The 25,837-nt window shown below is 62.8% G+C and carries 21 protein-coding genes, 1 tRNA gene and 2 pseudogenes; 13 read left to right on the forward strand and 11 right to left on the reverse strand.

The window, feature by feature from the left end:
- Positions 1 to 380: 380 nt before the first annotated feature.
- Together HNP71_RS02505 and HNP71_RS02510 are read right to left on the reverse strand one after the other, a co-directional pair.
- Positions 381 to 902, reverse strand: coding sequence for an MltR family transcriptional regulator (locus HNP71_RS02505; RefSeq protein WP_221246598.1), 522 nt, complete (start codon positions 900 to 902; stop codon positions 381 to 383).
- 334 nt (positions 903 to 1,236) lie between these two features.
- Positions 1,237 to 1,584 (reverse strand): hypothetical protein, encoded by a 348-nt coding sequence (locus HNP71_RS02510; RefSeq protein ID WP_183265292.1) that lies wholly within the window; start codon positions 1,582 to 1,584, stop codon positions 1,237 to 1,239.
- Between the two features lie 170 nt (positions 1,585 to 1,754).
- Here HNP71_RS02510 and HNP71_RS02515 point away from each other — a divergent pair, with 170 nt between their 5' ends.
- The 4 genes from HNP71_RS02515 (at position 1,755) to HNP71_RS02530 (ending at position 4,754) form a co-directional block, all read left to right on the forward strand.
- Complete coding sequence (locus HNP71_RS02515) at positions 1,755 to 2,444, forward strand: recombinase family protein (RefSeq protein ID WP_183265293.1); 690 nt, start codon at positions 1,755 to 1,757, stop codon at positions 2,442 to 2,444.
- Between the two features lie 649 nt (positions 2,445 to 3,093).
- Positions 3,094 to 3,618, forward strand: a complete 525-nt coding sequence (locus HNP71_RS02520) for a hypothetical protein (protein ID WP_183265294.1) — start codon at positions 3,094 to 3,096, stop codon at positions 3,616 to 3,618.
- Between the two features lie 352 nt (positions 3,619 to 3,970).
- Positions 3,971 to 4,282: a hypothetical protein gene (locus HNP71_RS02525; RefSeq protein WP_183265295.1), complete on the forward strand. Its 312-nt coding sequence runs from the start codon at positions 3,971 to 3,973 to the stop codon at positions 4,280 to 4,282.
- On the forward strand, positions 4,275 to 4,754 hold the full coding sequence (locus HNP71_RS02530; RefSeq protein ID WP_183265296.1) for a hypothetical protein: 480 nt from the start codon (positions 4,275 to 4,277) through the stop codon (positions 4,752 to 4,754). Before HNP71_RS02525 ends, HNP71_RS02530 begins: the two co-directional genes overlap by 8 nt.
- A 967-nt stretch (positions 4,755 to 5,721) precedes the next feature.
- On the opposite strand, the gene HNP71_RS02535 is transcribed toward HNP71_RS02530, so the two are convergent.
- The 4 genes from HNP71_RS02535 to HNP71_RS02550 form a co-directional block, all read right to left on the reverse strand.
- Positions 5,722 to 7,599 (reverse strand): hypothetical protein, encoded by a 1,878-nt coding sequence (locus HNP71_RS02535; RefSeq protein ID WP_183265297.1) that lies wholly within the window; start codon positions 7,597 to 7,599, stop codon positions 5,722 to 5,724.
- Positions 7,600 to 7,826: 227 nt separating this feature from the next.
- On the reverse strand, positions 7,827 to 9,722 hold the full coding sequence (locus HNP71_RS02540; protein WP_183265298.1) for a lysozyme family protein: 1,896 nt from the start codon (positions 9,720 to 9,722) through the stop codon (positions 7,827 to 7,829).
- A gap of 178 nt (positions 9,723 to 9,900) precedes the next feature.
- The gene (locus tag HNP71_RS02545; protein ID WP_183265299.1) at positions 9,901 to 12,978 is read right to left on the reverse strand and encodes a hypothetical protein; all 3,078 of its coding nucleotides are present in this window, start codon (positions 12,976 to 12,978) and stop codon (positions 9,901 to 9,903) included.
- A gap of 145 nt (positions 12,979 to 13,123) precedes the next feature.
- Positions 13,124 to 13,894, reverse strand: a complete 771-nt coding sequence (locus HNP71_RS02550; protein WP_183265300.1) for a phage regulatory protein/antirepressor Ant — start codon at positions 13,892 to 13,894, stop codon at positions 13,124 to 13,126.
- 485 nt (positions 13,895 to 14,379) lie between these two features.
- Here HNP71_RS02550 and HNP71_RS02555 point away from each other — a divergent pair, with 485 nt between their 5' ends.
- From HNP71_RS02555 to HNP71_RS02565, 3 genes and pseudogenes are all read left to right on the forward strand, one after another.
- Complete coding sequence (locus HNP71_RS02555; protein WP_183265301.1) at positions 14,380 to 14,601, forward strand: hypothetical protein; 222 nt, start codon at positions 14,380 to 14,382, stop codon at positions 14,599 to 14,601.
- Positions 14,602 to 14,705: 104 nt separating this feature from the next.
- Complete coding sequence (locus tag HNP71_RS02560) at positions 14,706 to 15,167, forward strand: hypothetical protein (RefSeq protein WP_183265302.1); 462 nt, start codon at positions 14,706 to 14,708, stop codon at positions 15,165 to 15,167.
- 34 nt (positions 15,168 to 15,201) lie between these two features.
- Positions 15,202 to 15,390: pseudogene (locus tag HNP71_RS02565) on the forward strand (BRO-N domain-containing protein); the annotation flags it as partial.
- Here the strand turns inward: HNP71_RS02565 and HNP71_RS14330 are convergent.
- Positions 15,375 to 16,325 carry a BRO family protein gene (locus HNP71_RS14330; RefSeq protein ID WP_343062189.1) on the reverse strand — a complete coding sequence of 317 codons (951 nt, stop codon included), beginning with the start codon at positions 16,323 to 16,325 and terminating at the stop codon, positions 15,375 to 15,377. The pseudogene HNP71_RS02565 and the gene HNP71_RS14330 overlap by 16 nt on opposite strands.
- 274 nt (positions 16,326 to 16,599) lie before the next feature.
- On the opposite strand from HNP71_RS14330, the gene HNP71_RS02575 reads away from it, so the two are divergent.
- Complete coding sequence (locus HNP71_RS02575; RefSeq protein ID WP_183265304.1) at positions 16,600 to 17,052, forward strand: DUF4145 domain-containing protein; 453 nt, start codon at positions 16,600 to 16,602, stop codon at positions 17,050 to 17,052.
- 12 nt (positions 17,053 to 17,064) lie between these two features.
- Here HNP71_RS02575 and HNP71_RS02580 read toward each other — a convergent pair whose 3' ends face one another.
- The 3 genes and pseudogenes from HNP71_RS02580 to HNP71_RS02585 form a co-directional block, all read right to left on the reverse strand.
- A complete protein-coding gene (locus HNP71_RS02580) occupies positions 17,065 to 18,606 on the reverse strand; it encodes a site-specific integrase (RefSeq protein WP_183265305.1) in 1,542 nt (513 codons plus the stop codon).
- Between the two features lie 21 nt (positions 18,607 to 18,627).
- Positions 18,628 to 18,804: pseudogene (locus HNP71_RS14405) on the reverse strand (DUF6538 domain-containing protein); the annotation flags it as partial.
- Positions 18,805 to 18,870: 66 nt separating this feature from the next.
- Positions 18,871 to 18,944 (reverse strand) — tRNA-Gln (locus HNP71_RS02585).
- Between the two features lie 165 nt (positions 18,945 to 19,109).
- On the opposite strand from HNP71_RS02585, the gene HNP71_RS02590 reads away from it, so the two are divergent.
- From HNP71_RS02590 to HNP71_RS02610, 5 genes are all read left to right on the forward strand, one after another.
- Entirely contained in the window at positions 19,110 to 20,171 is a 1,062-nt protein-coding gene (locus HNP71_RS02590; protein ID WP_183265306.1) for a Ppx/GppA phosphatase family protein, read from the forward strand.
- Positions 20,168 to 20,839, forward strand: a complete 672-nt coding sequence (locus HNP71_RS02595; RefSeq protein WP_183265307.1) for an RlmE family RNA methyltransferase — start codon at positions 20,168 to 20,170, stop codon at positions 20,837 to 20,839. The genes HNP71_RS02590 and HNP71_RS02595 overlap by 4 nt, the downstream gene beginning before the upstream one ends.
- Positions 20,840 to 20,910: 71 nt before the next feature.
- Positions 20,911 to 22,407, forward strand: coding sequence for an IMP dehydrogenase (gene guaB / locus HNP71_RS02600; RefSeq protein ID WP_183265308.1), 1,497 nt, complete (start codon positions 20,911 to 20,913; stop codon positions 22,405 to 22,407).
- A gap of 353 nt (positions 22,408 to 22,760) precedes the next feature.
- Entirely contained in the window at positions 22,761 to 23,507 is a 747-nt protein-coding gene (locus HNP71_RS02605) for an ABC transporter ATP-binding protein (RefSeq protein WP_246344042.1), read from the forward strand.
- Complete coding sequence (locus tag HNP71_RS02610) at positions 23,504 to 24,946, forward strand: hypothetical protein (RefSeq protein ID WP_183265309.1); 1,443 nt, start codon at positions 23,504 to 23,506, stop codon at positions 24,944 to 24,946. Before HNP71_RS02605 ends, HNP71_RS02610 begins: the two co-directional genes overlap by 4 nt.
- On the opposite strand, the gene panC is transcribed toward HNP71_RS02610, so the two are convergent.
- Complete coding sequence (gene panC / locus HNP71_RS02615; protein WP_343062190.1) at positions 24,943 to 25,788, reverse strand: pantoate--beta-alanine ligase; 846 nt, start codon at positions 25,786 to 25,788, stop codon at positions 24,943 to 24,945. The genes HNP71_RS02610 and panC overlap by 4 nt on opposite strands.
- Positions 25,789 to 25,837: the final 49 nt, after the last annotated feature.

A 25,837-nucleotide genomic window follows, 5' to 3' on the forward strand; every position in this document is an offset into this window, starting at 1 on the left:
TGTGCCCTGGGGCATGCCCCAGGGCACATTGAAACCACCTCAACCATCAAGCATGAAGGGGAAAGACACTGCGCCTGAGCGCGAACAAAAAGGGGAGCACGTCACGTTGAGCATGTCATCCCCTCATCCCAGGCGCGGCGGAGCAATACCAGGGTGCCGGGCTTTGACAAGCAGGAGAAGAGGCCGTGGCCGCTACCTGTCTATCTCCGTGAAACTGAAAGATAAAATGGCTGGGGGACCTGGATGTCCAGTTTTGCAGCCGTCATTCCAATAAAATCAGATGCTTAGAAGGCCAGTTAGGTTGCTTCTGAGGCATATGTGGAAACATTTGTGGGAACGCGTCAAGGCCCAGTGTAGGGCGTGCGGGTCGCCCAGATGGATCAATCGGGCCAAGCAGTATATTTGAGACGCCTTGGTGGAATGTGCCGAAGCCTAGCCGTTAAGCGAAGAGTTAATTTTGCAATGGTTACCTTGAAGCGTCCGTTTGCACTCTGCTGGGGGCCGAGGCTTGAAATTGTGTGTTTCAGCTTCTGCGTATGTTTTTGGATGCAATCGTCGGCGAAGGAGATGTTTGTCTTATGCGCGAACTCGTTGCGGATTTTTCGGATGGTATCAAGGTCCTCAAATTCGTCCTGTGAGACCAATCCGAGACCAAGTGCAGCAATGGCGCGGGCTGAAAAGGTCCCGAGTGGTGCGTTAAAACCCTCTAACAGTTTAGCGGCTTTAGGTACGTCAACGAGATAGGTTAATATCGATTGTTCAAGCAGAGAATCTAGGAGAGCGGCCCCAACCAATACTTGGCCACGTGGGCTTTCTCCATTCATTTCGGCTAGTACCGTTTGCCATCGGTCAAATTCATCAGGTATCTCAGAACTAAAATGGTGATCTGGTGGGGCGCCCACTTATTAATCCTCCAAAGCAAGGTCCGCAGATTCTTCTGGCGGGTGTCGTATAGTCGTACATAAGCATATCCGCCGCTCTTGGTCGTGGGGGAACCAGAAAAAGTCACCCCGGGCATTTCCAGGAACGTTTAGACCCCCGGGGTGGGGGTAGGATGGGACCCATGGCGTTGAAAATCTGGGGCGCGTTCACTGCTCGTCAGGGCCGAACAACAACAACGGGGGCTTTAGGGAACTTTTTGAAATCCTTTTGAAAGCCCCACCCTGGCCGGTTTAGGGACCGTTGCGGCCGTTTTGTTGTGTCGGCGCGTCGTGCTGGTGGTGTCGTCGTCTGGCGTCAATGCGCTCGGAAGAACGTGCCCAGCCAGCACAAGCCGTACCAAGCAAGAGCGATGACGCCAACATACAGAGCCAGCATGGTCACGGCCGCCATGATCCCGTCCCGTATGGCCGTCTGCATGTCCAGTTCGTCTTTCCGTAGCATGGTCACCCCGTCCAGGATGCCCCGGGCAATGGCGTCCGTGAGCATACCTTGCACCTCCCGCATGGTGCCCGCTTCCTGGCGTTTCAGTTCCGCCACGCCCCAGGCGATGCCCTGCGCGATTGTCATGGACGTGCTGTACTCGCTCAGGGTGATCTCATGGGGCCTGCGCTGGCGCGGGGCTGGGCCGGTGGTGTCTGACATGGCGTGTTCCTCGTTGCTGGTGAATGATGATCCAGCGGGGGACCGTATCAGCACGTCAGGCGGTGGAGGTATGCAGTCCGCGAATCGAAGGGATTCCAAAAAGACTCGGCTGGTTCCCTCAAGTGTCCCGTATGAACACCGACAACGACCATTCACGGTGAGCATACAGCATGGCCCAGCAGACATTCATTTCCTATTTCCGCGTCAGCACCGAGAAGCAGGGCCGTAGCGGTCTGGGCCTGGAGGCGCAGCAGCAGGCCGTTTCCGCCTATCTGGACGCCCACCCCGGCAAGGTCCTGGCCTCGTTCGTGGAGGTGGAGAGCGGCAAGCGTAGTGACCGCCCGGAACTGGCCAAGGCGCTGGCGGCTTGCAAGCTGAAAGGGGCAACGCTGATTGTCGCCAAGCTGGACCGGCTGGCCCGTAATGCCCGCTTCCTGTTATCCGTGGTGGAGGGCACTGGGGAGGGCGGTGTGGTGTTCTGCGATATGCCCCAGATACCCGCCGGCCCCGTGGGCAAGTTCCTGGTAACCCAGATGGCGGCCGTGGGCGAACTGGAGGCTGGACTTATCAGCGCCAGGACCAAAGCAGCCCTAGCGGCCGCAAAGGCCCGAGGGCGTGTCCTGGGCGGTTACCGTGGAGGTCCCAAGGCTGACCCCGCACGGGCGGCTGAGGTTCGTATCCAGCAAGCCGATGCCTTCGCGGCCCGTGTTCGGCCACTGGTGGATGATCTCCAGAGCCAAGGGCTTTCCCTGCGCCAGATTGCGGCCCGGCTGACCGAGGAAGGCGTGGAGACGGCCAGGGGCGGGGCCTGGACGGCTGATGCGGTCCGGCGGGTTATGTTGCGTGGTGCACGATCCTAGAAACCCTGTGCTGGAGAGCGCCCGCGAATCGGGAGGGCGTGGTACTCTTCCCCGTGTTGCGAGATTGTTGCGCGTCATCTCCCGTGGGGGCAATCACAGTATGTCAGGCAAACCGCATATAAAACTGTCAGACGTTGAGGCGGGAAAGAATTATGCACTTCCGCGTGTAGAAATGGCCTTTCAGAAAGCCTACCCAGAAGTAAAATCTTTGCGGATTGACGTACGGGTTTCTGACACGTGGGGGAAAGCAGCTTCAACCTTCATCCTCACGGAGCGTTATTTTCGATCAATTATTGATTGCCCGAATCCCCGGTGTGCTGGCGGTGGGGTAGATATTGATCGGCTTCTACGTTGGTCCGTAATCGAAGGGCGAAAGACCGCTTTTGAAGATATGATATCTTGTTGCGGCCACGAGGGGTCACCGAAGGGGCGGAGGCGCACCGGGTCGTGTGATGTTCATTTTCACGTAAAAATCCAAGCCACGTACAACGAATAACGTCCCCATACGCGCAATGCGCGGTTCCAGGGTGGCAGCGTCCCTGCTTCCTAATCAGCATGTTAGAAGAACGCAGGATGGCTTTGCTCTGCTCTCTCCACCGCACGGAAAGGCGGGCTATCATGGCGCCTCTAACAATTCGATGAGGGAAAGATGGACGCGGGCCGAATAGATGACCCTGCCCAATGGTTCTTTGACGCTGTGGTGGAGCCTACTGCCCATGAGGCCATCACGGCGCTAAATGACATGAGGCGGGGATGCCTCGCCTGTTTAGCCCTGTCGGCTATGGGTGAGCACTTCATCCATGCACGGCGCCAGATGGCCCAGAGCATCATCCAGCAGCATCTGCCTGAACAGGTACCGCCGCGTTTCCCTGACAAACTTGGAGACTATGAGCGGACGGCCTTCTGGAAAGCATTGGCGGCCCGGTGTTGGGATTACGGCGTTGTGAGAGACGTTGCCAATGCTACCAAGCATGTCACACCTTCGGGGGATAAGGTGGGGTTTGATGATGTAAGAAACACACGCCTGGGGTTTGGCGTGTCCAAGTTCAGTTGGCCATTCGCGTCCGAAGCGATCCTTGTAGACACCGGCTCAGGCGGCCCCTTTATGTTGTCTCAACTGGTCCATGCCTCGCTTGCAATGTGGCGGGAAATCATGAGCGAATCGGCCGCATAACCACGATTCCGAAATTGCATGACTGGAGCCGTGCAGGTATCCGCCCCGGTCCCCTCACACCCCACCACGCCCTACACGCCCCGTAGCGAATCGCTGGAGTCGTCGGCCGGGTGCCCAGCACCATCCCCACCAGAAACCCGCCCATGTGCCTGTATGACTCTCTGCGTGACTCCTGGCCGGTAGTGCCTTGTGGCCGGCATCTGCTGCCCGGCATCCATCGCGGGAATGTCCCGTTATGTGTAATATCGAAGGTATTTACACGGGATTCCTGAAATGCTCCCTAATGGCCCGTTGGGTTGCTGCACAGTTCCAAAGCGGTGGCGGCCCGGTTACCTGATAGGAGTTTAGCTTAATGACCATCCTCGTTTGCCCTGCATCCGCCCTTCACTATGCGGACACGCGGTTCCGGTTCCGTCTGCCGCCCATGCCGCGCCTCGGCTTGCCCCGTCAGGCTTCCTTCACGGTGCCGTTCACGAACCTGGGGCTGCATGTGTACCTGGATGATGAGCGGTCTGGGTGGTGGATCAAGAACATGGCCACGGGCGGGGAGGCCCTGCTGGGGCGCGTGGCCGTTGCCTGGGGCTTTGGTAGCCCGACGCGACCGGCGCCCCGAAACGGTGAAGAGGACGCCAACATGTGCGCGGGGGAGCCGGTACATGGGTGAGCGGGTAGCGTACACGTCCCCGTGGGGCGAGGTATTCGAGTGTCATCTAACCGAGACGGCACGGTTCAAGGGCAAGGATACCGGCAGTTACACCTGCACGCTGGTCTTTGAAGGTGAGGCCCTGGAAAAGCTCAAGCAGGACCTGAACGAGTTCCTGGTGGACACTTACGGCCCCAAGAAGGCCGCGCAGGTCTGGAAGGACAAGCCGCCCATCAAGGTCACCAAGGACGGGGAGAAGTCCTTCATCCGCTGGTCCACCAAGGCCGTGGACAAGGACGGCAAGGCCCGCAAGGTCATGATCTATGACTCCAAGGGCAATCCGGTGAAACGGGAACTGAACATCGGTTCCGGCTCCATCATCCGCGTGAAGGGCACCATCGGGGCGTTCCCGAGCGATGACCCGGGCTTGGCGTTCTATATGGATTCCATCCAGGTCATCAAATACGTGGAATACGTGCCCCCTGCGTGCTGATTCCGACGAAGTCGCCTAGCGATTCCGATTTGATGGCGCCCATTGATTCCGAGATTTACTCGCCCATGTTTTAACGCCACGCCGTCTGGTGCTTCGACACACCCTCATGGCTCAGACGCAAAATCTCGCGCACATGGCGCATGCAAACTCTCCCCGCTGGCATCAATCCCCTCCTCGGCAACAGCCAAAGAGACGATCTTAAACACAGCCAGCGAGGTGGCCCTCAACCCAAACGACCCGGGCGACAATATCCCGGAATAGGGGGGCGCCATCATCTCGGAATCAATGGGCGACTTGCTCCGGAATCATCACCCTGCGCCGCCATCCGAGCCATTCGGCCCTGCCGATATACTGGGTGGGTTCACCGCATAGGTGTATCTTATCGTTAGGCCTGCTTGCCGTGGGGGCGCCTCGGTAGGGCATGACGATGCGCCAACGTGACGGGCCTGCCGGGAGCGATACCCAGCAGGCCCTTAGCGTTTCCAGGCGGTGGCCGTGCCGCTTGCTTATGGGCAGGTGTTTGCCAGCCCTGGGCTAGGACCTGCTCGGCTCGGGTAGGGCGTTCAGGATCAGCTTGAACAAGACACACATGGTCATGCGTGGCGTGCATATCTCGTCATAATCTCTGGTTATGTGAGCCAGGAGGTCTTGAACAACAAAAACTCGACTAGGCCCTCAAGGTTCCCTTAACGCTTCCGTTCAGGCCCAGCAGGTTAACCATAAGGCATCCCTATAGATACTGGGAAAGGTGTATGGTTATTTGGTGTCTTGCTCCCCGAAAAGGTCCCTTTAAGGCCCGAAAGGTCAATATAACCTTCATTCTGGATAAGTCCCCTATATGGGAACGGATGGTTGTCGGCTGGCCCAGTAGGAACCGTTAACGCTCTCGTCCAGGCCCAGCAGGTTAACCATAAGGCATCCCTATAGATACTGGGAAAGGTATATGGTTATTCTAGAAGTTCAGGGCCTACGCGGCCACCTTTCGGCCCTCCAGGCTCCCGTTCAGGCTTACGTTACGGATGAACGCTCTGGCCCGTTGGCCGGGTGCGCGTTCCCATCCGAGACGTTCCAGCGCCTCCAGCCATGCGGGCTTGCTGGTAATCTGCGCGGCGAAGGTTGAGGACTTAACACCCGTGACGGCTTGCAGGTCCGAATAGGTCATCACCACGGCCCCCAGGTCGTGCTGGGCCTCCAGGTAAGCGATGGCCTTACCCACGCTGGGCGAGACCGGGCGCTTACGCTCGCCCCAGTCCTTGATGGCGCAGCCCGGGAACGTGACCGGGAGCAGCTTGGCAATGCCGGTCTGTTGTGCCGCGATGATGTAGGCGTTCATCGGCTGGCAGTTGTCGCCGTCCAGCTTCCGCACACGCCCCCGGCACAGCGCCTGGAGTATGTTGTGGGCGTACTCGCCCCGGTGGGTCTGGCTTAGATCATGGTCACTACAAAACCCGTCAGCCACATTTCGGTCCTGGGCTAGGTGGGTAAGCGCCCGGTGGGCTGGGGCGGGAGCGCACATGACCCCAGCCAGGATGACGTTGGGGAAATCCCGGTAGAGGTTTGTGGCCATGTGGTTGCCGTAGGTGATGATGTGAACCGTTGCCCCGCCTTCACCTTCCGCTGGCCCGCTCTTGGCCGTGCCGTCCTTCACGGTGATGCCGGGAAGCAAGGGGCGCAACGCATCGGCCAAGTTTGCCGAGGGCTTCCTGGGTAGATGGGTCACGATTAGCCATTGTTCATCGGGGCGGGAGCGGATGAGCGCCGCCATGTCCTGGGCCAGCGCCTGCCGTGTGTCGCGGTCCTCAAGGGCATCCCGCGTGGCTGACGTGTGCCGGATATGGACCGTCAGGGGGCCGTAGTCCTTGGTGGCGCTTTCCAGCATGACGATATTGCCCCGGTGCGCTTCCATGTCCCTGTACGTGTGACGGACACGGGCCGAGGCGTCCAGGACGATGACGGGCGCGAAGTCATCGGGCCGGGTGTCGCCATAGCTTACCAGCGTTCCCATCTTGCCGTCCTGCTTGGACACGCGCCCAAGCGTACCCCCGACAAGTGCAAGCCCCCGCAGCACGTCCGCCGCCCGGGTGGCGCGGGGGATGCTGTCCGCAAGGTCCTGTAGTGGCTGGTCAACGTGCTTCTGGAAGTCAGGGATGGCGATGGGTTCATTATGGCCCGCCGCCGTCAGGTCATCCGCAAAGCGCCGTAACGCAGCCTTTAGGTCGGTCATGCGCCTGGGCAGGTGTTGCAGGACGCCCAGGATTGCCTCGTCCCCGATGGCGACGTGAAGCCCGGGCAGGTACGCCTCGTCCCATGCGCGAACCATGCGCGGCCGGCCTAGGTAGTGCAGTTGCGCCACGTCCGCGAAGAGCCGGGAGCGGGAGAGCATCCGGTCCACCCGCTGCTGGGTAACGATGAGGATTTGGGCCTTGTCATGGGACTGGGCACCGCTCAGGGCGTTCGCGGCATCATCGGCCGTCCATACCGCTACCGCGTGCCCGATGCCTTGGCGGGTCATCTCGCGGGCCATCGCTTCGGCTTCCGCTACACGCCCCACAAAAACGATCATCCCCGCCGCGCGGTGATCTGGGGACGCCACCAGGGCCTTGGCGAAATGAACCAGACAGGTGGTTTTGCCGCATCCCGGGTCCATTGCTGAGACATAGACCACGGGGCGGGCTTGGCCGTTGGCCATACGCTCCAGCGTATCCAGAACCTGAGCAATGGCGTTCCGGTGGTTAGGGCCGGGTGACTGCCCCCGCTCATGGAAATAGGCGAGGATGGACGCATAGGCGGCCTGTTGGAGAGGTCCCTCTGACGGGCCGGGGATGGTGTTGTTCTCGATGCTCACGCTTGCATGGCCCGAGCCGCTGCTTCCTCGGCCCGTTTCAGCGCCGCCACGGCACCGCGCAGTGTTGCGGCCCCCTCCCGCAGGCGGACGGCAAGGTCATTTTGGGAGCAAGCGGCCGCCTCTTGCATGAGACGCGCCGCCACCTCCCCGATAGCTTTCAGGGGATTAAACATAGGGTTCCTGTGAAATGATGATGTTGGTGGAAAGCGGGGAGGACTGCGCCGCCCTTACTTCCAGAACTGCCCTAGGCCGGTCCCAGCATTGGGCTGGCCGGTGCCCGCAGCCTGGACAGGTGCAGAGGCCGGCCCTTGCTGCTGCATGTCGTCGCCCGCGTGGGCCTTGATGTAGTTGGTGGCGTAGTCGTTGAAGGGGTTGCTCTTGGCCCAGTTGTAGGAGAACGCCCGGTACCCGTTCGCTTGATCTTGCGGACTGGACTGCTGCCAAGCGTCGTACTGGTCCTGCGCGTACTGTAGCTGGGCCTCTCGGTACGAAAGGATCGTATTGAGGGCCTGAGGGTTGTCCATCCAGTTCGCGCCGGATGCCATCGCGTTCTTGACCTCGGGCAGGTCCAGGCGGCCGAGGCCCCGCAGCATCTGAATACGGGCGCCGGCAAGCTGCTGGAACAGGCCGTTAGCGTACTGCTGGGCGGCCGGGTCGTTCCCGTTCACGGTCATGCCCGTAAGCTGGGAAATGTTGCGGGTCACCACGTCGCCAAGGGATGAGCCGGGCTTAACCTGACCCAGCACGCCCCGAAGCTGCCCCAAGGTGCCCATTTCGTTGTTCGCGGACGTGTAGGAGTTATAGGCCGCGTTCTCGGCGTTCGCGTCGTCCACCTGATTGGTCTTAATGGCCGGGTCCTGGGCGCGGTTGGCATCGGGCGGCAGGGTGTTGACCATCTTCCCCGTGTTCATGTTCTCGAACATGGGGGCACCGTAGGGCCGGTTAAGCTGCTGGTATGAGGTGCCATCCGAGGACCGCCACACGTCACCATAGGCCACCCGGCCCAGGGGCTGAGGCGCGTTCGCCAGGACCTGCGCGGCCTGCTGCGCGGACATGCCGCCGGACGCAATCTTGAACACAAGGTCCGGGGAATATCCCATCTCGATCAAGGGCGCGGCGGAGGCGATTATCCCAGACTGGGTACGCTGGCGGTCCATGCCAATCTCGGCTTGGTCCATTTGCCCCGTCTGCTGCATCTGCTGCCCGGACTGCTGGTTCTGGAAATCCTGCTGGACACCGCCCAGGAGCGCACTGGCCGCGTTGGCGAAGCCTTCGCCGTTCGGGTTCCCAGCACCGAACCCGGACGCCATACGCAAGAGGTTGGCGCGTGAGAACATGCTGGACGGGTTGTTCTTCATCCCGAACAGCCGCTGGATCATGGACGGGGAGTTAATCCACCCATCGGCCTGGGCCAGCGGGGCCTGCTGGGCCTGAACCGGGGCCATCTGGGACGGGTCGGTAGCCTGCTGGCCCGGGGGTTGCTGTTGGTGTTGGTTTTGAGCGGGAACGGGAACGGCGCCGCCGCCGGCCGCCCCAGGGGGCATCTGCTGGCCCTGATAGGACCCGCCCATGAACGGTGGGAGCATGTTGGTTGATCCTCCAGGTAAGTGTCGGTCCACCGCTGCGCCCGCCTGGGCCACGGTGACGTTGGGGTTGTTGCCGAACAGGGAAGCGTTCGGACCATAAACGGACTGGAACTGGTCACCCAGCACGGCCTTAAGGGGCGTGTCAGGACTCGCCGCGCCCGCCAGTTTCTTGAAGTTAGGAACACCCCAGAAATGGACCTGCTCGTAATCGTCAGGGCTGGGGCTGTTCACGCCTATGGACTGGAGGGCCGGAAGGTACTCGTTCTGGGCAATAAGCTGGGCAGCTTTGTACTGCTGGCCCGGATCGTCCTTGCCGGACGCGGTGAGGCCGTACTTGGACCCGTACTGGTTGACGAGGCCGGACCATGTGGGGTCAGTGAACTGGAACAGGCCCGAGGCGGAACTGGACGGGTTCTGGGCGTTTGCCTGCCCGCCGCTCTCGGCCATGGGGCCAGCGGCCAGCCACATGCCGATAGAGGGGTCAGTACCGGGCAGGAGGAACTGGTCCCCACCCGGTGCCGTGAAGGCGTCAGACACTATTCAGCCGGCCCTGTGACCAGGAGATGCAGAGGCCGAGGATGGCCGGGCGGGGATACGGTTTGGACCATAATGGTGCCTTTCAGTGTGTTGATGATGGATGAATTGATAAGGGTAGCCGGATATTCAGGAGGTCAGGCCGTGCTCGGTACGCCGGGGCGTGGTGCGGGGCTGGAGATCAGTGCCCAGGGCGCAAGCCCAGCCCAGCCCGCAAGACCACGCTGCTTGCCGGCGGTGCCCCGGCGGTGCCGTTCAGGGCTGCTTTGGCGCCCGAAGATGCGATAATGCGCGGGTCAGGCGTCCCGCTGCTGGGTTTCCACCCAAATTGCGTCATAGGCCCCAGGACTTCCTCCAGGCGGGCCTGCTCGGCCGGGTCTGTTTCCGCTGCCAGCCACCCAGCCAGGGCCTGCTGGCGTCCTTCCACGGTCTTAATCGCGGCCAGAGCGTTAGCCTTGTCGGCCAAGTCCGGGTTACGGGTCAGAACGTCCTGGTGGATACGATCAGCGGCCCGAAGGTTCGCCGCGTAGGACTGCTTGTTCCTGACCCCGCTGGTATCGGGACCAGAGCTTGCAGCAGGCGCCGAAGCGTCGGGAGCGTCCGGGGAGCCAGCCAGACCCTGGAAGTAGTCGCCCAGGCGGTGGTAGTCCGGCCCCGGGAGCGTGTCCGCGTTCGTGATGGTCTGGTGTAGGTCCGCCGGAAGCTGGCCGTTGTCCACGAGGCCCTGGAGATGGTCCTGGATGAACGAGACGGGCAAGCCGGTGTTCTTGGATATGGCGTTCTGCCATGCCGTGCCCAGGACCGGGAACGCGGACTTGATGTTGTCGGTCTGAGCGGTGGCCGCCGCCTGCTTCTGGGCCGCCTGCTTGTTCAGGGCTGCGTTCAGGAGGCTCATGGCAGCCGATGGGGCCGAGGACGGGCCTTGAGGTACGCTTGCCTGGGCCATCGGGACCGTACCGGGGACGTTAGGCATATTGCCTGGATTTTCCCCGTAGGCTTGCCGAAGCTGGGACTTGGCCGCCGCCCCGTTCAGCCGGGCCACGGTAGCGTCATCCTTCACCGCCTGCGCGTTACCCTGCGCGGCCTGCTTGGCCTTGAGGGCCGCCATGGCCTGGGCTGCATCCATCGTGGCCTGCTGGGCCGTCATCTGGTCCTGCACGCCCCGAAGGCCGCCTAGGCCGTTGTAGCGGGCCAGAGCCTGAGCGATGAGCTGTTGCTGACCCATGCCGTTCAAGTCCTGCATGGCCTGCATCCCAAGCGGATGGTCAGGACCAAAGCGCCCGATGGTGGCGGCTAGGGACGTGGCGGCCTGCTGCTGGCCCTTCTGGACCGGGGAGAGCGGGACGGGAGCCTGCGCGGCCTTAGCGGCCTGTTGCGCCGCCTGCTGGCCCGCTACCTGGGACTGGAGGTTGCCTTGAAGGGCCATGAGGTCACCGGGGGCACCACCCGCCTGGAGGCCGTTCTGGGCCGCGTATTGCTCCACCTGGGCCTGATTGCGGAGGATGGGCGGAAGCTGGTTGCCCATGAGCTGGTCGAGACTACGGAGGCCAGAACGGACCATGGCGTCCTTCGCGTAACCGCCTAGGCCGCCCATCTGAATACCAAATTCCTCCAGCCCAGGCATACCCGTATGGGCGCCCGCAGCAGTGCCAAGCAGGAAGCCGAGACCGCTGCCTAAGGCCCCGCTGGCCATCTTGGCGTTCTTCTCCAGCGGCCCCATGGACGCCTGTTTCCAAGAGTTGTCCTCGGCAATGTCAGCCATCTGGAGGTTTAGCAGCAGCGTGTTCCGGGTGGCTTGATCCACCGGAAGGCCCGCCACCTTGTCCCTGAGCGTGTCGAAGTACCCGAGGTCAGCACCGCCAGCGCCCGGGTTCCGGTTGCCCTTCTGGGCCTCGGCCACGGCCTGCTGGAACAGCTTGCCCTGGTCGGCCGTGATCTGGCCTGAGCGGACCAGCAGGTCCCCGGTCTGGTTCAGGTTGCTGGTCAGGTCCCCAAGCACGTCCTTGAACACCGTGGAGGGGTTCAGGTCGCTGGGGTCCTTGCCCATGTTCGTGGACCCGGCCTGTAGGCGCTGCTGATACAGTTGCAGGACACCCATCTGGGCCAGACCGCGCTGGGCGGACGGCGTAAGCTGGTCATAGGTGGGTGGGGTCGCACCGGCCTGCTGGGCACGCTGCTGGGCCACCGCGTCAACCTGCTCGGGGGCAAGGTTCGGATTATCCCGCATGACGGCCTGACGCTGCTGGTCCATGGCCGCCGTCCAGTCACTGCTGGCCTTAGCGTAAGCCTGCACGTCCGGGCCGGCCTGAGAGGCCAAGCGCCAGTTGCCCAGCGCGTCCTTACCGGACCCGATGGCTCCCGTGGCACCAGCCGCCAGGGCACCAGTGCCGGCCCCTTCCACGGCCGCGTTCAGGAGCGTGCTGGGGTCCGCGTTGCCGGACAGAGCGGTATTGCCCGCGCCTACAGCGGCACCGGACAGGCCCGAAAGGCCGAGTCGGGCACCTGCACGGGCGATGGGGTTGGAGATGGACGACATAACCGGAGCGCCCGCCGGTCCCATAACGCCCCGGGACAGGGGGCCAAGGCCAGCGTTAAGGGCAGCGGAGGCCCCGCCCGCCAGCAGGTCACCAGCGGACGGCGCGTTCTCGCCATTGGCCACCACACGGTCCTGGATGGTGTTACCGGCCCCAGAGGCGCCGAGGGCCGCCGGGCCAGCGTAGGGCACCAGAGCGGCAGCAGCGTAGGGCGCCGCCGAGGCCAAGCCACCGGCCGCGTCATAAGCCGCCCCGCCCAGGTTGCCCCGGGCAAGGTCCGCGCCCAGGCGGTGGATGGACTGCCCATCATACTGCTGGGACCCGGCAATGGACTGCCCAGCACCGCGCAGAGCCTGCCCGGCCGAGAGGGCCATGGCGCCGGGCGCGTTCGGGTCAGAGCCGGGAGCGAGAAGGTCACGGCCAATGGTCGCACCCAGGCCGTTGCCGGACAGGTGCGCGTTGCTCCATTCGCCCTCACTGGTGGCGAGGTTGCCCAGACCGGACACAATGGACCCAGCCGAGTTCCTGGCGGCAGCGAGAGGGGACGTGGAGGATGCGTTGGGGTTGCCCTTGGCGTACTCGTCCAGAATCTGCTGGTCCGAATAGCCGGCCTTACGGGCACCCGAGAAGTCAAACCCGGCCTGAGGCTGGGCGGATAGGTAATCGACAACCTGAGACGGGCTGTACCCGGCCCCAAGGGCGCCTTGAACGTCGAATGTGGGCAATTAGGTTCCTTGGTGATGGATGGATTGAGGATGGCCCGAGGTGTCGGGCTGGTGGTGGCTTGTTGGCTTGTTCAGCATGGCCGAAGGACAGGAGGCGTCCGCCTGCTCGCGTACCTGTGTGCCCGCGTCGTTGCCCAAGCAGGGCTTACTGGCGAAGTCCCGGGGGAATACGGCGGGATAGGGCCGCGATCCCTTGCATGGTAATGTGGACCTGCTGGCCCATCTTCGGTCCGGCTGGCCCCTCGTAATGGTTCAGGAGGTGCTTAAGGTGCCCAGCGTGTTCTCGGTTGGCGTACCCCTGGAGTTTGCCGGTTCTGGTGCGGAAAACCCAGTGATTGGCCATCAGCCACGCAATGAACTTATTCTCTTTCATGTGCAGGTGCTTGGCGGCGGACCGTAAGGTCAGGGTGTTCCTGGCCTCTACAAGGTCATCATAAACTCGAACCTTCGGGGCATCTTCCGCAATCTTGGCGTCCCGCTCTGCCACCTGGGCGGTGTAGTCCAGCAGCAGGCCGCGTAGGACGTGCGGGTTGTTCAGGTCCACCGCCGCCGCCGGGGTGTTCTGCTGGCGGGCATCATTCAGGGCCGCCTCCATGCGGTTGAACTCTGCGATGTAGGCCAGCTTGAACTTTAACGCCTCAGCCCCGGTGAAGCCCATGGCCAGGAGCGTGAAACCGTCGCGGTCCATCTCGAACAAGCGGGCTTGGCGCACGCCGCCGCGAGGCATTGGGACGTGTTCCCATGTCAGTCCAAAATTGGACGCACATGCCGGGGCGGATGCAATCAAAACGTCAATATCCCGCAGGACATGATTGTGGTCCTTCAAGAAATACGCGGCCACGGCGCGGCTGGTGGTGACGGCCTTGCCGGACTTGATGGTGACGATGGGAGAAGCGGGCAGGATTGTCAGAGACATGGTTGGGGTTTCCTGGATGGATGGGAGGCCGAGAAGCGGGCCACGTGGGCGGGCTTTTCTCTAAGGGGGGGGGGGGGGAAGTTGGGCATGTTTTCGGGAAAGCCCTAGGAACACTCTGCCGGATTGATGACGATACGATCCCAAAACCGGCAGGCCCAAGCGGAGGCCGAAAAGCGGTGCCGGTTAGACGCTGGCTCAGGGCTGGGACGGCAGGATCGGAGTGGAAATGTGGAAGGGGCTGGAGGTGTGTTCCAGCAATAGGGAGGAAAATTGGCACTTAACGCGCAGAAGGCTTTGATCTGGATGAATAATCCGGGATTCACGCGCGGCGGCGCAACGTCGCTGAATTTGGGGCGTTTTCCAGTCAGCAGGGCCGTGGACACTTTTAAGTGGTAAGGTTGGCCTGTATGAACAGCTTATTGTTGAGCGCGACGGGGCGGGATCATGGCCTCTGGCCGCTCATTTTGTAATTTGATGGATGATTGATGCTTAAGTTTTCCCGTATCGCCGCCCGGTCCTTGGTTGTCCTGCCGCTCCTGGCCACGCTGCCCGGGTGCATCCCGCAAATGGTGCTGAACTCAGAAGACCATCAGCATTATTCTGATTATGTCGTTAAGACTGAGCAGATTAACACGGAACGCGAGAAGGATGGGCTGCAACCTGACAAGATCATGACCTTCAACGAATGGAAGGGCACGGCGCCTTAATCGCTTAGTGGTGTCCTTAGCGTCACTACTTGTTACGCCCTTATCATCCTTTTCTAAGCGGAAAGGACGCCCTCGTAAGGGGGGGGGGCACCGCATGATGCTGAATGTTGATCAGGAAAAATATGATGCCCCAACGCGGCAAACTCAGGCCCGAACTGATAGAGCAGATTGAAATCCATCGCTACTATTGGGAACGTATGGATGCTTGCCTAAGACAGGCTATTGCCATGCTTGGTTTATCAGGAGGTCTTAGTTCTCTTGCCCCATTAGTTTTAAACTGGAGCGGACAGCAGGGCATATTAGAAATTAGGGTTGCGGGGCTATGGATAATTGCCGCAGTCGTGGTGATGCTTGTTCTTACCATCTTTTTGGGTGAAGAAGATCGCCGTCTTAATGAGCACTACTTAACGCACCACACCAAGACGCCCTTACTTCCACCGCTTTTGGGCATTTCAAGTCGTAGTAGGCGAGCTTTTTGGATTGCGTGCGTCACGCTTGAAGGCCGCATCTTGCTGGTGCTGTGCTATTGGCTTGGGCAGCTTGTATTAAGTAAAACTCACTTATAAAGGCCCCTATTCCTTCCAGGGCCTCCAGGTACGCATGGTCCTGCGCGGCACCGAGCCGTGGTTTGTGGCTGCTGACGTGTGCCGCGTGCTGGAGATCGGCAACGGGCCGATGGCCATTCGCCGCCTGGATGACGAGGAAAAGGGTGTCAGCATTGTTGATACCCTTGGCGGGGCGCAGAAACTCACCATCATCAACGAGTCCGGCCTTTACTCCCTGATCCTGACCAGCCGGAAACCTGAGGCCCGCACCTTCAAGCGGTGGATCACCGCCGAGGTCATCCCGTCCATCCGTAAAACGGGCGGGTACGGGCAGGCCGTCCAGCCGGTGCCGGTAAGCCGCGAGGCGTTAATGGCCCAGGCCCTGCTGGCGGCTAACGAGGTGCTTGCGGAGACCACGCAGCGGGCGCCCGTGAAGCCCATGGCCAGCAGCGCGAAACCATCGCGGTCCATGGTGTACTCGCGGTGCTGCTGCGTTCCGGTGCTGGGGGTGGTGAAGTACCCCGGTCCAAAATTGGGCAGGGGTCCACCGGCCTGGAACTGGAGGGCGTCAATGTCCCGCAGGACGTGCTTGTGCTGCTTGCCGAAATACTCGGCCACGGCGCGGCTGGTGGTCACGGCCTTACCGGACTGGGTGGTGACGGTGGGGGCGGTGGAGGTGAGAGTGTTCCAGCAATAGTGAGGAAAATTGGCACTTTTGGCGTTGGCCAGCTTGTCCTTCATGTCCTCCAGGACCCGCTGGCTGACCTGCGCGGCCCGGGCCAGGAACTCCAGGTCCGACATTTCCCCGCTCGCCACCTTTTCCTGGCCAGCGATGTACCCGCCGGACTTGCGGAGGCTGGGAAGGACCTCACGGGTCACCCAGTCCTGGAACTCGCGGGCCAGACCCATGCGCTGGGCACGCATTACGAGGACGTACACGCCGCTTTCGGAAACGACGCTTAGGCGCTGGAGGCCACCAAGGGTATTACAACTTGTAATGCCCTTCTGGTCCGGGTCTAAAGCGGCGAGGGCGTTCGCGGGATTGCCACGGCCCAGCGCCCGGCACACGTCAGCCGCGACAAACCAAGGCGCGTCGTCAATGGTCACCACGCGGACCTGGGCGCGGTCCTGGAAGTTGAAGAGGGTTACGGGGGAGGGGTGGGTACGTGCCGCCACCACACAGACCTGGGCCTTGATTAACGGTACAGTTTCAGCTCTCTATCTAGAGCTAAGCTTAAAAGGCACTATTTTGATGGCAATACCATTTACCGCTCCTGTGTACGGGGGCAGCGCATATAATTGCCCCCACTGTCACGCATACGCGAAGCAATATACAGGGCAATTATACCACGGGGCACATGGGGGGGTGAACACCTTGCCTATCAGTGCGGGGCGGTGGGAAGTTTCGCTTTGCGACCACTGTGAGGGGGTGGTGTTTTGGCATGACGGAATTATGTCGTACCCTTCGTCCGGTAGTGCCCCACCACCTAACTCTGACATTCCAGACGGCATTCGTGCGGATTACCAAGAGGCAGCGGCGATACTTTCACGATCTCCTAGGGGCGCTGCTGCGTTATTGAGACTCGCCATTCAAAAAATTTGTCAACACCTAGGTTTGCCTGGAAGGCACTTGGATACAGACATTGGAGCGCTGGTTCAGCGAGGGCTGTTACCTGCGGTACAGCAAGCCCTGGATGCTGTACGGGTCATCGGTAATAACGCGGTTCACCCGGGACAACTTGACTTAACTGACGATCCGCAAAGTGCTGCAACCTTGTTTTTGCTGATTAACTTGATTGCTGAGCAGTTGATTACGGCCCCAAAGCAAGCCCAAGCGATTTATGATAGCCTACCTGAAGGGGCACGCAATGCGATAAGCCGGCGTGACGCTCCAAGGGGAGGATAACCTCTCCATCCGTCACATGCCGTCAACATACAGCCCCGACAGGTCCAATTCGGGCCACGTCACCTTTTCTATGGCTTCTTTCAGCTTGGGCATGGGCACGCCCTTAAGGTACCTTTTCCGGCTCTCCCCGCCGCCTTCATGACCCGTCAGAAGGTCAATCCAGCCCTCGTTCACGTCCGCCGCATATAGCTTGGTGGTCACCCCATGGCGGAATGAGTGGTAGTTCAGGCCCTTCCGGTACACGCCAATAATCTGCCGGTAACGGGTGAACTGCTTGGTGATTTTGTAGCCTAGCTTACTATCCACCCCCTCAGGCTTAAGTTCGGGGAACAGTGAGTCCTTGGGGGCCGGGGCGGTGGCCTCCACGTACTGGAGGAAGCCCATCCGCATGAGTTCGGAGTGCAGGGGCACCTTGCGGCGGGACTGCTCGTTCTTGATGGACCGGCCGTCCTCGTCGGTGATGTTGAGGAACCAAACGCCGTCCTCCTGGCCCACGTCCGAGCGGCGAAGCTGGGCGAACTCTTCCAGGCGGTTGCCGTGGTACAGGCCCAGCAGCGGGAGCCAGAACAGGGCGTCCCGGATTATCTCATCCCCTTGTTCGGCCCGGCGGGTCCGCTTGCAGCCCGTCCAGATGGGCGCGGCGAACAGCTTCACCAGTTCATCACCTGACCACATGTCGTTCTGGGTCCGCGCTGGCCCCTTGGCCTTGAACGTGAAGCCACGGACGGGGTTCTGGTGGGTGCGCGGGAGCCTGCCGGTCTCGGTCAGGAACTCAAAGAACCGCGAGGCGGCCCAGAAATGGCGCTTGATGGTCTTTTCCGCCAGCTTTGGGGCATCAGGTGGCGCCTCGTCTATGATGGTCTGAATAGACTTGCCCTTGTCCTTGGGGGACTTGCGGTACACGGCCGGCAGCTTGCGGAGGGTGGTCCGCAGCAGTTCCCCGTCTGCTGGCGTGAACTGGTCAATGGGCTTGTCGCCCACGATCTCCAGGAACATGGCCACGGACACCTGGGCTTGCCTATGGGGGCCTGCGCGTAAGCCGGACGAGTCCCGGCACCAGTCACTGAACGCCTCGGCAAAGCTGGACGCCAGGGGCAGAGCAGGCACTGGCGGGGACGGGGCGGCCTGCTGGGCCATGGCGGGAGCGGGCAGGGGCGTGGAGGCGGTGGCGGTATCGTTCGACAACACCAGCGGTTCAGTGCCCAGGGTGCGGCGCTCGACGGCCTCCCAGCCCTTGATGGCCGTTTCCAGCAGGCCGTAGCTAAGGCGGCCCAGCAGGTCCTCAGGGAGGTTGTGGCTCTTGAGAAGGCGACGGGCGGCGATCAACACCAGATCATCCAGCGTGTTCATCTTGAGGTCCCGGCGCAGGCTATCCTGGGCATTGCGGATGGCCCTTAGGTCCGCCTCGTCGGCCGTTTCCGTGGCTCCAGGTTCCCATGTGGGGTCATAAACGGCCGTGAACGGCTCCCGCTGTATCCGGCGGTCCAGGTCCTCGTCCAGGAATTGCTTTAGATTGGCCCTCAGGATGGCCTGTAGGTCGGCATCGGCGCTCATGCACGCCCCTCGCGCTTGCCGTAGCGCGTCATCAAACACTGCATCCAATAGCCCCGCCCGGTGTTCGGCCTCTCGGTAGTTCTGGGTTCCGAGGCTGAGGCATATCTCATTACCAGCCGAGCCGGGAAGCCGGCGGCGGTAGTGGTAGAGGGACCGCTTGCGGGTGATGTGGGAACACTTGTGGGAACGTCGAGGCAAGACGGCAGGTCCAGCGGTTGGGCCGGTCTGCTAAGTGTCTGAATTGTCTTGGAAATAAAGCCGCATTGGCTGGGGGACCTGGATTCGAACCAAGGCTGTCCGAGTCAGAGTCGGAAGTTCTACCGCTAAACTATCCCCCAGCGGCGGTGCCGGGCTGTTAGCATTGCCTGGAGCGTTCGGCAAGTCTTGTCGCTTCATATTCGCGTCATAAATTTTACTCATGGGAGAGGGAGGGGCCAATTCTGGCTTGCCCATACCCCTGAAAACGCGATTATACTTAAGATGAACGGGTAGTATTAGGGACGATGGGCAGCCAATTTTCCACCTCAAGCCATGCCGGGACGGCCGATTCGCGCCGCGCTTGGCGTCGCCCGGTGTTTGGCAGCATCGATCTGGGCACCAATAACTGCCGGATGCTGGTTGGCACGCCAGCCGCGCAGGGTTTCCATGTGCTGGATAGTTTTTCCCGCGTCGTCCGCCTGGGCGAGGGGTTGTATGAGACTGGCAGGCTCTCGCCTTTGGCCATGGACCGTGCCATCGCCTCGCTCAACATCTGCGCCGACCGTGTCCGCCGCTTCGCGGCTGGGGGCAATCACGGGCCGCTGAAGCTGCGGGCCATCGCCACCGAGGCCTGCCGCCAAGCAGAGAACGGCGCCGAGTTCATCACCCGCGCGCGTGAGGCCACCGGCTTGCCGCTGGAAATCATCAACCCGCGCGAGGAAGCCGAACTGGCGATGGAGAGCTGCGCCTCATTACTCTCGCGCGATGGTCGCCGGGCGCTGCTGTTCGACATTGGCGGCGGTTCGACGGAGATCGCCTGGGTGCGGATCAACGGCTGCGCCCCGCCTGAGCTGATCGGCTATGTCTCGCTGCCGGTTGGAGTCGTCACGCTGTCCGAGCGTTCTGTCAGCTGCTGCTACAGCCCGGCCGGCTTTTCCCGGCTAGTGGACGACATCGCCGCCATGCTCCACCCGTTCGAGGCTGTGCACCGCATTGGCGAGGAAATCCGCCGGGGTGGCGTGCTCATGATCGGCACCTCCGGTACTGTGACCACGCTGGCCGGGGTATCGCTGAAGCTGGAGCGCTACCGGCGCGGGCTGGTGGATGGCATCTCCCTGACCCGTGACGCTGTGGACGCCGCCCTGACCGAAGCCCGCGCCTTGGGCCGTGAGGGATTGAGTCGCCACCCGTGCATAGGCCAGGAGCGGGTGGATTTCGTTCTACCCGGCTGCGCCATTTTTGCCGCAATTCATGAGCTTTGGCAGGTGCCGGAGCTTGTTGTTGCCGATAGGGGCTTGCGCGAAGGCATGCTTATGCGGCTGATGCGCACTGTAACCCCGCCTAAACGGAATTTTCTTCACGCATGACATCCGGTTCTCCCCTGCCGCCACGCCGCGATGCGGTGCGGCTCAAAAACGCGCGCAAGCTCTCGCCATCGTCCCAGCGCTGGCTGCAACGCCAGCTCAACGACCCCTACGTGACCGCCGCCAAGGCGCAGGGCTGGCGCTCGCGCGCGGCGTTCAAGCTCATCGAGCTGGACGATAAATATCACCTCATCACCAAGGGCGCGCGGGTGCTGGACCTCGGCGCCGCCCCTGGCGGTTGGTCGCAGGTGGCGCTCGCCCGTGGGGCGGTCAGCGTGGTGGGCGTGGACCTGCTGCCCATCGACCCGGTGGCCGGGGCTGAGTTCATCCAGGGCGACTTCCTGGAGGAAGGCATGGAGCAGCGGCTCGAGGCGCTGCTCGGCGGCAAGGCCGATCTCGTGATGTCCGACATGGCGCCCAACACCTCCGGGCATGTCGCCACCGACCATCTGCGCATCATGGCCCTGGCCGAAACGGCGCTGGCCTTCGCCTGCGACATTCTGGCCCCTGAGGGCGCCTTTGTGTGCAAGCTGTTCCAGGGCGGTGCGGAGAAAAGCATGCTGGACACGCTGAAGCTGCGCTTCCGCACCGTGCGCCATGCCAAGCCTCCCGCCAGCCGCAAGGATTCGAAGGAGATGTACGTGGTGGCGACCGGATTCCGTCCCGGTTAGCTGCCCCCCTTGCTCCGCGCGCTGGCTCCGGTTATTGGGAACCGCCAAGGTCTTATTTTGAAAGCGCGGCCATGGCATCCGACACTTCTTTCCAGCTGGATTTCTCCGATCGTATCGCGGAGGCACTCGCCTTCGACGACGTTTTGCTGGTTCCCGCCTATTCCCAGGTTCTGCCCAACGCGGTGAGCACCACCACGCGGCTGACCCGTGAGATCTCGCTGAACATCCCGCTCGTCTCCGCCGCCATGGACACGGTGACGGAAGCCGCCATGGCCATCGCCATGGCGCAGCAGGGGGGCATCGGCGTAATTCACAAGAACTTCACCATCGAGCAGCAGGCCGCCGAGGTCCGCCGGGTGAAGAAGTTCGAGAGCGGCATGGTGGTGAACCCGCTCACCATCTACCCGGACCAGACCCTGGCCGATGCCCGCGCCCTGATGCAGCAGCACAACATTTCGGGCTTTCCCGTGGTGGAGCGCGATGGCAAGCTCGTTGGCATCCTCACGCACCGCGACGTGCGCTTCGCCAGCGACCCGAACGCCAAGATCTACGAGCTGATGACGCGTGAGAACCTCGCCGTGGTGAGGCCGGGCGTCTCGCCCGAGGAAGCTCGCGCCATCCTGCACAAGCGCCGGTTGGAGCGCCTGCTGGTGGTGGACGAAAATTACCACTGCATCGGCCTGCTCACCGTGAAGGACATGGACAAGGCAGAGGCGCATCCGCTGGCCAACAAGGACGAGCTGGGACGCCTGCGCGTGGCCGCCGCCACTGGCGTTGGCAATGACGGCAGCGAGCGCGCCGCCGCGCTGATCGACGCCGGGGTGGACGTGGTGGTGGTGGACACCGCCCATGGCCATTCCGATGGCGTGCTTCAGGCCGTTGCCCGGATCAAGAAGGCCTCCAACAACGTGCAGATCATCGCTGGCAACGTCGCTACGCCGGACGGCGCGCTGGCGCTGATCGACGCGGGGGCGGACGGCATCAAGGTCGGCATCGGCCCTGGCTCCATCTGCACCACACGCGTGGTGGCCGGTGTCGGCGTGCCGCAGTTCACGGCCGTGATGGAAACCGCGGCCCTCTGCCGCGCCCATGGCGTGCCGGCCATCGCCGATGGCGGCATCCGCGCCTCGGGCGACATGGTGAAGGCCCTGGCCGCTGGCGCGGACGCGGTGATGGTCGGTTCCATGCTGGCCGGGACCGACGAAGCGCCGGGCGAGGTGTTCCTCTACCAGGGGCGGTCCTACAAGTCCTATCGCGGCATGGGCAGCCTGGGCGCCATGGCGCGTGGCTCGGCCGACCGCTATTTCCAGCAGGAGATCAAGGATTCTCTGAAGCTGGTGCCGGAAGGCATCGAGGGCCGCGTGGGCTATAAGGGGCCGATGGCCGCCGTGGTCCACCAGCTCGTGGGCGGCTTGCGCGCGGGCATGGGCTATACCGGCGCTGCCACAATCTCCGCTCTGCAGACGGGCACGAAGTTCCGCCGCATCACCGGGGCGGGCCTGCGCGAGAGCCATGTGCACGATGTCGCCATCACACGCGAAGCGCCGAACTACCGCCAGGAAGGCTGAAGCCTCAGGCCTTTAAAGCCTCCCACGCCGTTACCAGATAAAGTCGCAGAGACGGGCCGAATAACGCCCGTCTCGCAACAATGTGCTGGTCTGGGAGGAAAAGGCCATGCGAATGAACATCTTTAACGTTGGTTTGGCATCGTTGATGCTCGCGGGCCACGGTATGTTGCGTGACGATGAGGAGGCGCCTCGTCACAGCGCAAATGAGGAAAGCTGGCAGAGCGCGCCGGACTACCGGCGGCCTTCCCCATGGCGGCAGGAGCCCGAGCGGGACGAGAGGCCGCATTAAAGGCACACCCTAGCCAACTGCGCCGCGGCCTTGTTAGCATCGGCCGGAATGACGCGGGGGCTTAATGGACGCGACGGAGATGCAGGCGGCCCTCACGGTCCGTGGCTTGGCGAAATCCTTTGGTCGCAAGGTGGTCGAGGGGCTGGACCTTACCATTTATCCGGGCGAGTTCTACGCCCTGCTTGGCCCCAATGGTGCGGGCAAAACCACCACGCTACGCATGATCGCCGGGCTGATGCGCCCGGATGATGGGTGCATCTCGGTTTATGGCCGCGATGTGCTGGCCGACCCGCTCGGCGCCAAGGCGATCATGGCCTGGATCCCCGACGAGCCGCTGCTCTACGGTCGGCTAAGCCCGCTTGAATATCTCGCCTTCGTCGCCGGTCTGTGGGGCGTGGAGGCGGAGCGTGCGCAAACCCGCGCCGAGGAGTTGCTGGACACGCTTGGCCTCTGGCCGCACCGCAACGAACGCTGCGAGGGCTTCTCGCGCGGTATGAAGCAGAAGACCGTGCTGGCGGGCGCGCTGATCCATGACCCAAAATTCCTGCTGCTCGACGAACCTCTCACCGGGCTGGACGCCGCCTCCGCCCGGCTGGTGAAAGACCTGCTGCGCCAGCATGTGGAGGGCGGGGCGGCGATCATCCTCACGACGCACATCCTTGAGGTGGCGGAGCGCCTAGCCACCCGCATCGGCATTCTCTCCGGCGGGCGGCTGCTGGCCGATGGCGATTTACCGGCCTTGCGGGATCGGGCCGGGGTTTCTGGTTCGTTGGAGGATGTGTTCCTCCATCTCACCGCCACCGCCGCGTGATGCTCGCGGCTCCGGGCTTCCTCTGGTTGCTGCGCCACGAACTGCGCGTGCTCTGGCGCGGCTCGATATTGGTGCGCACGCATAAGCATGTGCTTATCCCGGTCATCGCGGTGGGGGTGATCTTCCAAGGCATCGCGCTGCTGCTGGCGGGGCAGATCGTGCGCCACCCGCTCCCCGCCAACCAGATGCTGCTGGCCGCCAATATCAACATTGTCTTCCTGTTCGCGCTGATGTTCTCCCGCGCCATGACCGCGAGTATCGACGTGATTTACGGCCGGGGTGACGCCGATTTCCTGCTCGCCTCGCCAATCCCGCCGGGGCGCGTGCTGGCGGTGCGGATGCTCGGCGTGGCCGTGAGCATCGCCGCTCCCTGGGCGCTGTTGGGCGGGGTGCTGGCCAATGCGTTGGCGGTGTACGGCCAGTTCTGGGCGCTGGCGGTGTATCCCATGCTGCTGGCCGAGGGGTTGATGGTCGCGGCTTTGGCCTTTGCCACGGTCACGGCGCTGCTCGGGCGCATCGGCCCGGCGGCGGCAAGGCGGGCGGGGCATACGCTGGCGCTCGGGGTGGGGATCGGCATCTTCATCCTGGGTCAGCTCTCGCGCTTCGTGCCGCCGCAAACGCTGGTGCGGTTCTGGCAGGCCATGCTGCCAGGGCCGGGCGGCGGCGGGAGCGCCTTTCTCTTCGCGCGCGGGCTGCTGGGGCATGGGGTGGATCTTCTCGCCAGCATCGCGGTCAGTCTCGCGGTGTTCGCGCTGGCCTGGCGGGTGCTGGCCAGACCCTTCGCCGAGGGTGCCATCACCGCCGCGGCCTATCGCCCACCCGGACGCACCGGGGCGCAGGGCGGGCGCTTCGCTAACACCGCCTTTTCCGCCCTGTTCGCCAAGGATCTGCGGTTGCTCGGCCGCTTTCCGGGGCTGATCTCGCAGGTGGTGTACCGCTCGCTTACGCTGGTGCCAGTGGTGTTCATCTTGGCGGGCAAGGGCGAGGCTTATGGCGGCATGGCTGTGGTGCCGCCGCTGCTGGTATTCCTGGCCGGGCAGTTGGGGCTGTTCTTCATCTCGGTGCTGCGCGGAACCGAGGACGCGCCGGAACTGACCGCCACGGCTCCCGTGCCGGTTGCACTGCCACCGAGGGTCAGTATCGCCGCCGCCGGTTATGCCGCGCTGCTCATCCTGGCCCTGCCGGTGCTAGTCACCATGGCCAGCGCGCCCAATCTGCTGGCCCCCTTGCTCGCGGGGCTGGCCGGGGTGCTGCTGTGCAACCTCACGCTTGGGCTGCGTTTGCCCATTCCGCTGGTGCGCGCCGAGTTTGGTAAGTCCCAAACTGGCACGGCGCTGGGGTTGATCCTGGGGGTTGGCGTCAGCAGCCTGTGGTCATTGGCGGTATGGCTGCTCGTGGCGCCCCACCCGTTTGCTTGGCTGGTGACGCATCCGGCCTAGCCGACGGGCACGTTGTCCAGCAGACGCACCGCGCCGAGCTTGGCGGCGGCAATCAACCGTGCCGGGCGGGCAAACCCCTCCAGCGGCTCCAGCGTATGGGCATGCACTAGGGCCACGTAATCCGGCACCATCCCGGCCTTGGACAGGGAGTGCCGGGCATCGTGCAATGTCGCCGCCACTTCCTTCCCGGCAACGATTTCCTGCGCGGCATGGCTCAGCGCCGCATAGAGTGCCGGAGCGGCCTTGCGCTCGGGCTCGGAGAGGTAGCGGTTGCGAGAGGAGAGGGCGAGGCCGCCCGTCTCACGCACGATCGGCACCGGCACCACGCGCACCGGCAGTGCCAGATCCTCCACCATGCGGCTCACCACCTGCACCTGCTGCCAGTCCTTCTCGCCGAAATAGGCGGCTTCCGGCCGGACCTGCCCGAACAGCTTGGCCACCACCGTGGCCACGCCGGAGAAATGTCCGGGGCGGGAGGCGCCCTCCCATTTCAGCGCCGGGCCGCCTACGGTGATCGTCGTGGCGCTATGGGGCGGGTACATGATCTCGGGCGTCGGCAGCCAGATCAGCGCGCAGCCAGCCGCCTCAAGCTTGTCCAAATCGCCTTTCTCGTCACGCGGATAGCGGGCGAAATCCTCGTTCGGACCGAACTGCGTCGGGTTGACGAAGATACTGGCCGCGACCGGCAGCCCAGCGGCCTTGGCGGCGGAGACAAGGGTGAGATGCCCCTCGTGCAACGCCCCCATGGTCGGCACGAAGCCGACCGGACCCAGCGCCTCTCGTGCGGCGCGCAATTCCTCGAGTGTTCTGGCGATCATCATTTGGCACGGGGTTTTGACCATTTTGCGCCAACCGTCCAGCCCCTGGGCAAGGGCGCCGGGCGCCGCTAGA

The organism is Acidocella aromatica, from assembly GCF_014201825.1.
In the GTDB taxonomy this organism is placed as follows: domain Bacteria; phylum Pseudomonadota; class Alphaproteobacteria; order Acetobacterales; family Acetobacteraceae; genus Acidocella; species Acidocella aromatica.

Excerpts from the sequence above, each read along its gene's own strand:
- HNP71_RS02555 (WP_183265301.1), top strand. The coding sequence starts at position 14,380 with ATGCTTAAGTTTTCCCGTATCGCCGCCCGGTCCTTGGTTGTCCTGCCG.
- HNP71_RS02580 (WP_183265305.1), bottom strand. The coding sequence starts at position 18,606 with ATGAGCGCCGATGCCGACCTACAGGCCATCCTGAGGGCCAATCTAAAG.
- panC (WP_343062190.1), bottom strand. The coding sequence starts at position 25,788 with ATGGTCAAAACCCCGTGCCAAATGATGATCGCCAGAACACTCGAGGAA.
- HNP71_RS02560 (WP_183265302.1), top strand. The coding sequence starts at position 14,706 with ATGTTGATCAGGAAAAATATGATGCCCCAACGCGGCAAACTCAGGCCC.
- HNP71_RS02575 (WP_183265304.1), top strand. The coding sequence starts at position 16,600 with ATGTCGTACCCTTCGTCCGGTAGTGCCCCACCACCTAACTCTGACATT.
- HNP71_RS02595 (WP_183265307.1), top strand. The coding sequence starts at position 20,168 with ATGACATCCGGTTCTCCCCTGCCGCCACGCCGCGATGCGGTGCGGCTC.
- HNP71_RS02605 (WP_246344042.1), top strand. The coding sequence starts at position 22,761 with ATGGACGCGACGGAGATGCAGGCGGCCCTCACGGTCCGTGGCTTGGCG.
- HNP71_RS02590 (WP_183265306.1), top strand. The coding sequence starts at position 19,110 with ATGGGCAGCCAATTTTCCACCTCAAGCCATGCCGGGACGGCCGATTCG.
- HNP71_RS02520 (WP_183265294.1), top strand. The coding sequence starts at position 3,094 with ATGGACGCGGGCCGAATAGATGACCCTGCCCAATGGTTCTTTGACGCT.
- guaB (WP_183265308.1), top strand. The coding sequence starts at position 20,911 with ATGGCATCCGACACTTCTTTCCAGCTGGATTTCTCCGATCGTATCGCG.
- HNP71_RS02515 (WP_183265293.1), top strand. The coding sequence starts at position 1,755 with ATGGCCCAGCAGACATTCATTTCCTATTTCCGCGTCAGCACCGAGAAG.
- HNP71_RS02510 (WP_183265292.1), bottom strand. The coding sequence starts at position 1,584 with ATGTCAGACACCACCGGCCCAGCCCCGCGCCAGCGCAGGCCCCATGAG.
- HNP71_RS02550 (WP_183265300.1), bottom strand. The coding sequence starts at position 13,894 with ATGTCTCTGACAATCCTGCCCGCTTCTCCCATCGTCACCATCAAGTCC.
- HNP71_RS02525 (WP_183265295.1), top strand. The coding sequence starts at position 3,971 with ATGACCATCCTCGTTTGCCCTGCATCCGCCCTTCACTATGCGGACACG.
- HNP71_RS02530 (WP_183265296.1), top strand. The coding sequence starts at position 4,275 with ATGGGTGAGCGGGTAGCGTACACGTCCCCGTGGGGCGAGGTATTCGAG.